Origin of the sequence: Methanobrevibacter sp., from assembly GCF_017539065.1 — an archaeon.
Taxonomy (GTDB): Archaea; Methanobacteriota; Methanobacteria; order Methanobacteriales; family Methanobacteriaceae; genus Methanocatella.
In genome coordinates this window covers 38755-50077 of sequence record NZ_JAFYHP010000029.1, presented here as the reverse complement: position 1 = coordinate 50077, position 11323 = coordinate 38755, and the positions used below count along the sequence as shown (strand labels likewise).

Here is an 11323-nt window from a genome sequence, read left to right as displayed (position 1 = left end):
ATATTGCATGCCATCAAAAATTATGTTGGTTAAGCTAATTTCACTGGCATCAATACCATAATACCTATAATCGCCACCAATGAATTTACAATTTTCCAATATCAATTTGCCGTTAGTTGAAATTATCCTGGAGTTTTGAGAGGTTTGCGTAATATCTGAAAATACTATATTTTTAAATGTCACTGAACTAGAAGTTATATTAAATAAATTATTTCCAGAACCGGTTAATGTCACACCATCTTCCGCTTTCATTACCAAATCATAATCAATATTAAAATTGGACTCGTCATATGCACCATCCAATATGTGAATATTTCCTGTGTCTTTTGCTAGTTGAATTGCTTTTGTCAATGTTTTTACAGGGCTTGTTCTGGACTTTCCATCATTATTATCATTTCCAGATTTTGACAGGAAGATGTATTCTTTCTTATTACTTACAGAAATTGTGTTACTTACATCGCTAGAGATAGATGAAGCTATGAAAATATCATGTTTTCCATCATCATTGAAAGTATAATTAAATTTTTTACCCATTACCCTCTGATAAAATTCTCCATCAACATATACATCATATTCAAGTTTATCTAAAATATCACCATCATAAGCACTAGGATTTTTTAAAGCGGTGTCGATATTAATTGTTATTTCATTATCAAAAGGATCATCAGATTCGATTCTGAGCTTTGAAAGTTCAATTGTGCTGTTTTCAAAAGTATTGTTTCTAATTTCACATTTTGATGTTTTAGATAAGTAAATGTATAGCACATCACCCATACGGGTGTTATTGATAAAAGTATTTCCTATTATAGTAACGTCCGGACTTCCATAACTTCCTTGAGCAATTATTGCTAATGCACTTCCCATTGAAGCAGAATTATGAATGAATGTTGAGTTTATGACATCTATGCTTCCGTCATCCATTAGAGAAATTGCTCCACCACGACCGGTACCGGTAGTTGACAACTCATCGAGTCCCCAGCAATTATTGGCATTATCCTGGAATAGTGAATCTTCAATGTAGATGTATGGACTATGTAAATATTTACAAGCACCTATTGCACCACCACCATTGTTAGTAGTACAATTATTACCTATGAATGTACAGCCATATATCTGTAAATAACTATATGTATATAATGCACCACCATTCCAACCAGCTACATTATCTATAAAGTTGGAATTATATAATGAAGTATTACCACCACCATGAGTATGTATTGCACCTGCCCACCAAAAAGCACTATTTCTATAAAATGTAGAATTGTATACACTTAGCACACCACAGTTATTAATACAACCAGGTTCTGTTTTAGCATAATTATCGCTGAAGTATGAATCTCTAACAACCATACGTGCACCAGTACATATATCACTCGGATTATCAGCTGGACAATACACACTTATACAACCAAAATCAGTGGTACAATTTGTAAAAGTACAATTGATAACATCCAAATCACCATACTTGATATGAAGTATTGATGAATGCCCCATATCAGTAGTAATATTAGTAAAAGTACAATTTCTAATTGTATTATTTACATCACCTCCCAATATGAGAAAAACTCCATCAGTTTGGTAACTTGTAGAAATCCATTTAAATGTAATATTTTGTAATGTTATACCAATACCTGATTTATCTAAAACTTTAATTGGAGCATAATTGATATTTCTAGCATTAGGTGACGCATCACCAATATATGCTCCAGAACTACCAGTAATTGTTACATTATTTTTAATAATAATCTGATAATCATCAGAGGATGGATTTGTAGGATAATAATTAGTATTCTCTTTTAATTTTAGATTATAGTTCTTATCATTTAAAGAACAATAATAATTTAATTCATCCCAATCCTCTACTATTATTTCATCATTTAAATCTTCAAGAAGATCCTGTGAATCTTCTACGTTAGCTAAATTATCATTTAACTGCATTGAAGAATCGTTATTTAAAATTTCCGGGGATTCCCCCACATTATTTGCAGCTACACTACTAACTCCCAATATTAGTATTAATAAGAATACAAATAATAAATAAAAATTTTCCATTTTCAATAATATCAACCCTTTTGATAAAAACTAAATATAATTTGAATCATTAATATCTATGTTAGATAAAATATATAAATTTATCAAAAAAGAGTCCTATAAATCAAATTTTAAATGATTTTTAAAAAAAAGAAAAAGAAAAATAGAGAACTTAATCTCTATTTTTTAACTTTGAGTTTTTTGGTTACTGTGTCTTTGCCGAAAGTTACAGTGTATTTGTATTTTTTACCAACTTCAAGTTTTTTAACAACTTTCTTTTTAAGTTTGAAAACTGCTTTTCCTTTTTTGTTGGTTTTAGCTTTTACTTTTTTACCGTTGATTTTAAGTTTGAGTTTTTTGCCTTTGAGGGCTTTACCGTTTACTTTTTTCAAGGTAACTTTGATTTTGTTGACTTTTTTGGATTTTTTAACCTTAGCCTTTTTAGCTTTGATTACACTGTTTACTTTGACTTTGTTGGTAACTTTTACGCCTTTGTACTCAGCAGTTATTGTGTATACTGCTTTTTGAGGTTTTACATCAGGCAATTTTAAAGTTGCGTATCCATTCTTGTCGGTTTTGACATTGTATGTTTGGCCGTTGAATTTTATGGTTACAACTTGTCCTGCGCCAACAGCTTTACCATTAACCATTACACGTACTTTGTAAGGAGTTTTAGCAGTGTAGAGCATTGTAATGTCTTTAGGTTTTACAAGTTTCACATCATCTGCTTTTTCTTTTACATTGTATTTGGTGTTTTTGGAAATACTTGAGTATTTACCATCACCGGTGTATGTAACGGTAATGTTGTGGTCGCCCGGAGCCAATTTAGGAACGGTTACAGTAGCAGTACCATTTACTAAAGGAGCAGTGTAGTTTACACCATCAACAGTCACTGTTAAGTTACCGGTAGCATCAGCAGGTAAGCTAATTGTGTATGAAGGTGAATCTGATCCTTCAGGAGTAGTTGGGTCTAATACACTGTCGCCGCCAGGAATGGTTGCTTTTGGAATGTCTATGGTTTGATTGTCTGAAGTGAATCCGCCATAATTATCGTCACCAGAGTATGATGATGAGATTGTGTGGTTTCCAACAGTTAAATCAGGGACTTTAACAGTAGCACTACCATTCACTACAGGAGCAGTGTAGTCTTTGCCGTCAACAGTCACAGTAAAGTTACCGGTAGCATCAGCAGGCAAGTTAACAGTAAATTCAGGAGAGGTAGTTCCTTCAGGAATGTCCATAGTAATATTGATGTCTCCAGGAATTTCCTTTTTGCCTACAGTGAATGTGACTTCCACTTCTTTAGCTGCGAATTTTTCATTTCCTGCAAAGATTACGGTAGCTGTGTAAGTGCCGTTAGCCAAATTAGGAATGTAAACAATAGCTTTACCATCAGTTAAGACAGCAGGATATTCGTTTTCACCTAATACAACTTTAACACCTTCAGTAATTTCCTTATTGATTTCAATGTTAATTGCAGCATCTTCTCCAACAACAATATTGGTTGCATTAGCAGACAATCCGCAATCAAGGGCATTAACTGTTACGGTTGAGGAATTGCTCTCAGCTTCACCATAGAAATCATCACCAGTGTAAATTGCAGAAATATTGTATACTCCGATTGGTAATCCTGAAATGGATACGTGTGCTATGCCATCTTTAATAGCAGCATAAGCAGTTTTATCACCAATTTTCACTAAAACATTACCAGTTGCATTAGCAGACAATACAATATCAAATTCAGCAGTTTCGCCAGCATTAATTTCAATTGAAGGCACTTCAATTGTAGTAGCTAATTTTTCAACTGTGAATTTTGTAGTGTTTGTTGCTATACTGTGTGTCTTATCACCAAGGTAAACTGCAGTTACTGAATGGTCTCCTGCAGAAATGCTTGGAATTGTGTAAGTAGCATTACCGTCAGTTAATGGTAAAACCATTTTAGCACCATCAACATAGACAGTCACTTCACCAGCAACGCCCGGAACTGAAATGGTTACATTTACATCTTCACCAACGACAATATCTCCAATAGTAATAGTCAATTCGGATGCAATCTTATCAACATTGAATGTAGTTGAATTTTCATCTTCTATTACATAATAATCGCCGGCGAAAGTTGCGACTACGGCATATTCTCCAACACTTAAGTCTGAAATTTCAATTTGTCCTTTGCCTTCATTAATTTCAACATCATAATATTTACCGTTTACAAGAACAGTGACATTGTTAATTGCTCTTTCATCAAGGGTAATTTTAATTACAGCCACTTCACCAACAGTGATATCTTCAACAGTTACAGTTAAATTAGCTTTAGCTGGAAGGTTGTCTTTTACGATTTCCGCACCTAATACTGAGTCATCACCTTTGAGGTCATGCGCAATTAGGTAGTTATTAGTAATTGACATTCCGCTTGGGTCTAAGAATGATACTGTGTATTTACCTTCTGTATAAATGGTATTGTCTTGAGCATCGATGGAACGGGAACCGTACATGTATTGGCCATAACTGATACCGTGTACAGGTGCGATTTCTACATAACCCGCTTTGTTATTTGTGTAAATGGTGTTATTGTAGATTTTTGCATTACCGTTGGTCATTTCAATACCTGATACCAATGCCCATTGTGCACTAGATACAGCATAACCGGTTACATTAATAATGTTTCCTTCAATGTAAAGCTCTGATGAACCTCCCATCATACTGGCTACGTAAATACCTAAGTTAGGACCGTTTGAGATAGTAGTAATGTTATTTCCAATAATATCCAATTCAGATTCGACACCTTGTATTGCATATGCTGTTCCAGCGGAATCTTGTCCACTTAAAGTGGAGATATAGAAGTTATTATTTGAAATAGTTGTCTTCTCATCATATCCAAAGTTGATTGCGTATAGATAGACAGGTGTTCCTAAAGGTGAAACCTCATCATCCATTGTGAAGTTGTTGGAATCGATTAAAACGTTTTTGGATCCGACAACGAATAAACATTGGATTGTTGGGTAACTTGCGCTTACATCATTGACATATGATTCAACATCATTATCTTTAAATTTGACATCTTCACAGTTTCTGATTCTGACAGGATTTACAGTATTCAATCCCATCATGAAGTTTTCCATGTCATAATTGCTTGCATATAAAGCAGGTAAGCTAGTGTAGATAGTGTTGTTTAGGACAGTAGCACCGGATACTCTATCTAAATTAATAGCATTAGCATCAAATGTATCGTCGGTAATGTGACTTTCCAAGTAAAGATTATTGTTGGTAATAGTTACATCATCAACGTTTACAGCACTAATCACAATAGCATCGTCTTCATCAACAGTGATTGAAATAGTGAAATTATCTACAGTTACATCAGAAGCTTTAACAACAATTCCGAAGTTGTAGAATACTGAATCTCCACCTTTAAGGGTAACTGATTTTTTAATCACTATGTATGGGAAATCTTCGAATGTTCCGTTGAATATTAATTCTGCATATGGCATTGTTGATTTTAATGAACCGTCAGCTTCAAAGTAAGCATAGAACTCATCAGGAGTTACTATGTTATCAAGTTTTTTGAAGGTGGTTGAGTTAGTGTTAGGCAAGTATTTTAAATCACCATTATAAGTAACTTCTACATTAAAGTCATCGCCATAATCTTCAATTTCTTTAACTGCAACACCATCAATTAAATCAACAGTGTATTCTTTATTATTTACTCTGATTGTTACGCTGCCAGTAGCGTCAGGAACGGTTACAGTAACTGTAGTTGCTTGGCCTTCAAATACGTCTGTAGCTACAACAGTGATGTTGTTGCATACAATAGGATAATTGTTTTCAATTACATTGCCGCTACCACCGCCAATCATTGCCGCTTCATCACCTACTAAGTCATCAGCATATAAAATATTGTTTTTAATGGTGGAATCTTTAGCACTCTTAAGGTATACTGCATATGCACCTTCAGTAATGACTGTATTGTTTTGGATATCAAAGTAATGATTTCCACTAGTACTTTGAGCATAGCTTATACCAAATAGGCCGCTAGTACCTGTACCAACATTATATGAATATATAGTGTTGTTGTATACTTTTGCAACAGTATCTTGAAGTTCCATACCTGAAACTAAAGCATAATAACTGCCAGTTGCCAAACCTGTAACATTGATGTAGTTGTTTGTAACTATAATGTCTGTTTGACCGTTATAGTTTTGTGAGTAGATACCTAATGCAGGGCCTGCGCCGATTGCAGTAATGTTGTTGTGGTCCACTACGAAACCTGTGTATGGTCCTGTAGCCTGGACACAGTAAGCTGTTCCAGCTCCTTCAATACCAGTTGATGTTTTTACATAGATATTGTTGTATTCAACGGTTGCACCGTTGAAGCTGTATAAATCCACACAATATGAGTAACCTGGAATACCTTGACCAGTAAAGTCGTTTTCAGTAATATTATTGTGGGAAATTACGATATCTGTAGATCCATAAACAATGATGGTGTCTAAAGTTGGGTATCCGCTAGCTGCCGCTTTTACGTTGGAGAATACTTGGTTTTCAGTGAAAAGGATATTTTCACCATTTTGAATACCTACAGCCAATACCAAATCGGTATCCATACTTCCCCATGCACTCCAATCACAGTTTACGGAAGGCAATGTCGCATTAATCAGGTTTCCTTTAACTACAACATCATCACATTCCCAGATACGTAAAGCATGATTTTTAACATCACCATTTAAATTATTTCCATCGAAAATGATTTTGGAATTGGTTAATGTGAATCCATCTGCTTCATAAGCATAAATGCCAAATCCTTCAGTATCATCAGGAACTGTGTAGTTTACTACAACATTATCCAAAGCAGAATTTGAACCCATGACGAAAATAGCTGCACCGGCATTATTCATGAAATCAACATTAGCGTTTAAGGTAATATTGGTTAATTTTATGTCATTTCCTAAAGCAGAAATCGCAATATTATTTAATACCGCTTCATCACCAACAATTGATATAGGTTTGTTTAATGTAATTACATTAATGCCTAAATCTTTGAATTCACCTTGGAATATTAATTCATTGAATGGTAAATCGCTTGATATTACTCCATTATCTCCAAAGAATTCGAAGAAATTGTCTTTAGTTACAATATTATAAATTCCAGAGACATTTAAAACTGCTGTATCATTACTTTCAGTGAATAATAATGAATCATCCACGAATTTAGCGGTTAAATTGTATATTCCTTCAGCATTGACAATCATGAATTTGTCACTGGCTGTTCCATTGATGACTGCAATGTTAGCCATTAGATTATCGCCGATGTAAAGTTCAATATGGCCGCTGTTAACGATAGTTCCATCGTTTGTAACCACAGTTATTTCGAAGGTTACTCTTTCACCTTGTTTTGCAGTAATGTCATTGATTTCAACAATAGTTACAGTTGGAACAACATATAACACAACTGTTTCATCATTCAAGGTTGCACTAATGTATTTCAATCCTTCAGGAACTGCATAATTGGTGGTGAATTCGCCGTTTTCCAATACTCCTTCAATATCGCCGGAAGTTGTTTTGATAGTTACAGGAAGAGCAACTTTAATTGGGTTAGCCAATGTGCCGTTTGCGCTGCCTGTTGTGTAATTGTTAATGCTTACGGTTAACAATACGTTTTCGCCGGCTTTGATTTCTGAAGCGTTAGCGATTGTCATGATAGCCCATCTTGCAACACTAGGAGTGAACCTGTATCCTCCTATGTTGTCTTTAGGATTATCATTGCTTCCCCACCAGTTATCATTTGCGGTGATTGAAGGGTTTACTTGTTCGGTTCCATATCCGAAAATTGCGTATCCATTTTGATCTGCATTGTTAATTAAAACAGAATTTGCAATTTTTAAGGTTGTTGCTCTTACGTAAATAGCTCCACCATCGTAACCTGCAATGTTGGAATCAAATAAGGTATTTGTAATGTCTAAAGTGCCTTTTCTTTCATAGTTTGAAGCACCTGCCATGTAGATGGCTCCACCGCCAACATTGCTTTGACCCTTAGCGAAGTTTGAGATAAACTTGGAGTCGGTTATTGTGATTGTTGCTGTGGAATGTGAAATGAATATTGCTCCACCGCTTGATTTGGTTTGTGCTTCATTATCTCTGAATGTGGTGTTTGTAATTCTAAACTCAGCGATTTGTTGAGTGAATATCGCTCCACCACCTAAGTTATCATTACCGGTTGCAATGTTGTTTTCAAATACGGAATTGTCGATGACAATGCTTGCTCCTTTAGCTAATGCATCATTTGTAAATATTGCTCCACCTTCACGGGCAGTGTTGTTTGCAATAGTGGAGTTGATGATTGTTAATTTACCTACATTGTAGATTGCTCCACCATTATTTATGCCTGCTGAGGAGTTTGCTAAAGTACAGTTGATGAGAGTTAATTCATTAGCATTTCCAAGTAAAGCACCGCTTACATCTGAAGTGTAACCGTTTATGAAAATTAAGTTTTTAAGAATTACATTAGCATCGGTGCCCACATATAAAACCCTGTTGTTATTTTGAGCGTCAATGATAACAGTTCCGTTACCTGTAATGTTTAAATCACTTGAAATAGTTCCCAAATCATTAACTTTGTATGTTCCTTCCAATACAACAATTTGGCCTTTTTTAGCTAATTCAAGAGCACGTGCAATTGTTGCAACAGGAGTTTCTAATGATCCGTCATTTGTATCTTTACCTTGTGGAGATACATAGATTACATCTAAAATTTCTCCAAGAGCCACTCTGAATTGAGGAATTCCGTTAATTGAAACAAGAACGTCCTTATCTGTCTCACCAACAGTTCCTTTTACAGTAACTCCAGCATTATCATTTGAAACGGTTTTATCCAATGAACCTGAATCAGTGGAGAAAGTCAATTCGATGCCGTCAGGAAGGTCTTTTGAGAATTTTGCAGTGATTGTTACTGCACCGGTGGATTCATCATCAACGATGACGGAAACATCCAATGCAATTTCTGAATCTTCATCTAAATTAAAGTTGACTTTAGTGTTATTTCCCCAATAATTGTTATCAGCGGTAATAACAGTAGTTGCTCCATCTTTTTTGTCAATCGCATAATTATCATCTCCTTCTTTGTTAATGATGACAGAATTTGCGATATCGAAAGTTCCTTGATTAGTGTTGATAAATATTGCAGCACCAAGGTCACCTGCAGTGTTATTGATGAATATACAATTGTCAATAGTCATTGCGGATTTAGGGTCATCTAAAGTCTGATAGATTGCTCCACCTTGACCTTTAACATACTCCCCATTAGTAGCTTGGTTGTTTGTAAATGTAGAGTCTTTGATTGTTGTTGGAGTCCTTCCAGCAAATATTGCTCCACCTGGGCCTTGATAAGCAGTATTGTTGTCAAAAGTACAATTTGTAACTTCTAAAGTTCCAGTAGTACTGGATGTAGCTCTTGTTGTATAAATTGCTCCACCACTTTTGGCTTTATTATTTCTGAATACGGTATTTTCAACAATAGTATCTGCACTATTTGAGTAAATCATACCGTAAGTAGTGGATATTGAAGTCATATCATTATTGTAGAACTCGGAATTATTAACAAGTAAATTAGTACCAGATTGTGAACCAATAACCCCTCTTGAAGCTTTATTTTCATAGAATTTGGAATTATCAATAACCATTGAACCTTTTCTGTTATTAATAGCATTTCCACTATTACCTGTTGCACTATTTGAATAGAAAACACAATTAGTTATTATCATATTTCCATCATCTAAAATAGCTGATGCGAATGCTGCTTTACCGTTGGTAAATGCAATGTTGGTCAGGTTAAGGTTTGCAGTGTTTTCTAAAATTCTTGCTGAGTTACCATCGATTATTACTTCACCTTGACCTGTGATAGCCATGTCTTTGGCAACAGTTAATGTTGCATCGAGAGTATAAGTACCTGCTAAAATGACAATTTTACCATTTTCCGCAATCTCAATTGCTTTTGCAATGGTTTTAACTGCAGTATCTTTAGTTAAACCAGTATTTGCATCATCACCAGCAGTTGATACATAGATTGTACCATCAGCTACAGGTTCATCACCGCCATCACTAAGACCCGGAATGACAACATCCAAAGCATCTCCGTTATTGTATTCATAAACGCCATTATTGTTTACAATCCAAGTAGATGCAGAAACACCACTAGGCAAGTCATTAGATCCCCAGTAGTTTGCTTCTAAATCAATAGTTCCAAGTGAATTTACGGTTCCGCTTGCGGAATTGTCATGAATATTACAATGGTTTACTTTTAATTTAGAAGTATCCTTATAATTATTGAATAATTCATCGACACAAGTATTTCCTGAAATTTCAGTTTGTTCAAGATTTACACTGCCTTTATCTCCGATATAAATTAAATGATTAGTTATTGAGGTACTAAATTGACTTAATGTGCTATCCATAAATTTAGAACCTTTAATGTTTACAGTTCCTACAGTATTTATAATTCCTCTTGTTGGTGCAGTAACGTTTGAAATAACAGTGTTTTCAATATTAAGTACTGCCCCAGCATTGTAAACATAAATAGCTCCATTCATATATGATGAAGCAACAGTATACTGAACATTGTCAATTATAGTATTTCTGATTGTGAAAGTACCCGCACCACTTACATAAATAGCACCGGAACCTGCACTTGTTGTTTCTTTTGAATTCAAAATTTTACAGTTATCTATTAAAGCGGTTCCAGGATGTCCTAACTGCATAGTTCCATATTTACTGCCACAATTATCAAAAGTACAATTAACAACATTTAAAGAATGCCCACTATATGTTAATTTTAATGCAGCATTTGAACTGCCACCCGCATTTAAAATTGTTAAGTTATTAAATGACAAGTCCATTGCAGGTTCTACTGCACTAAATAATGATTTGGCCGCTCCAGTAATCCTTACACCATCCTGACTTTCTCCAGTGATAGTTAAAGATTTTGTAAATGTTATTGTATTACTTTCTGTATATTCTCCATTCTTAATATATATTGTATCTCCACCATTAGCAGAACTAACAGCAGCAGATATCTTTCCATCGCCCCCACCATCAACAATGATAGTGTTTCCTTCACTTAAAGCATCTTCAGCTTCACTAACGCTAATTACTTCATCTCCCGTAGCATTAGTGGCTAAATTATCTTCAAGCGTATCACTTGCACTTGTAGCACCAATAAACAAAAGTAATATTAATGCTAGGAGTGCACAAATAAAAATTTTATTATCCAATTTCAATTTGACCACTCGATTTTTTTATAAAG

General features: G+C 34.7%; 2 protein-coding genes. Both read right to left on the bottom strand.

Going from position 1 to position 11323, the window contains the following annotated elements:
* A partial coding sequence (locus IKS50_RS08090) for a DUF1565 domain-containing protein (protein WP_292848140.1) occupies nt 1-2052 on the bottom strand: 2052 nt, incomplete at its 3' end.
* Between the two features lie 158 nt (nt 2053-2210).
* Nucleotides 2211-11297, bottom strand: a complete 9087-nt coding sequence (locus IKS50_RS08085) for an Ig-like domain repeat protein (protein WP_292848137.1) — start codon at nt 11295-11297, stop codon at nt 2211-2213.
* Nucleotides 11298-11323: the final 26 nt, after the last annotated feature.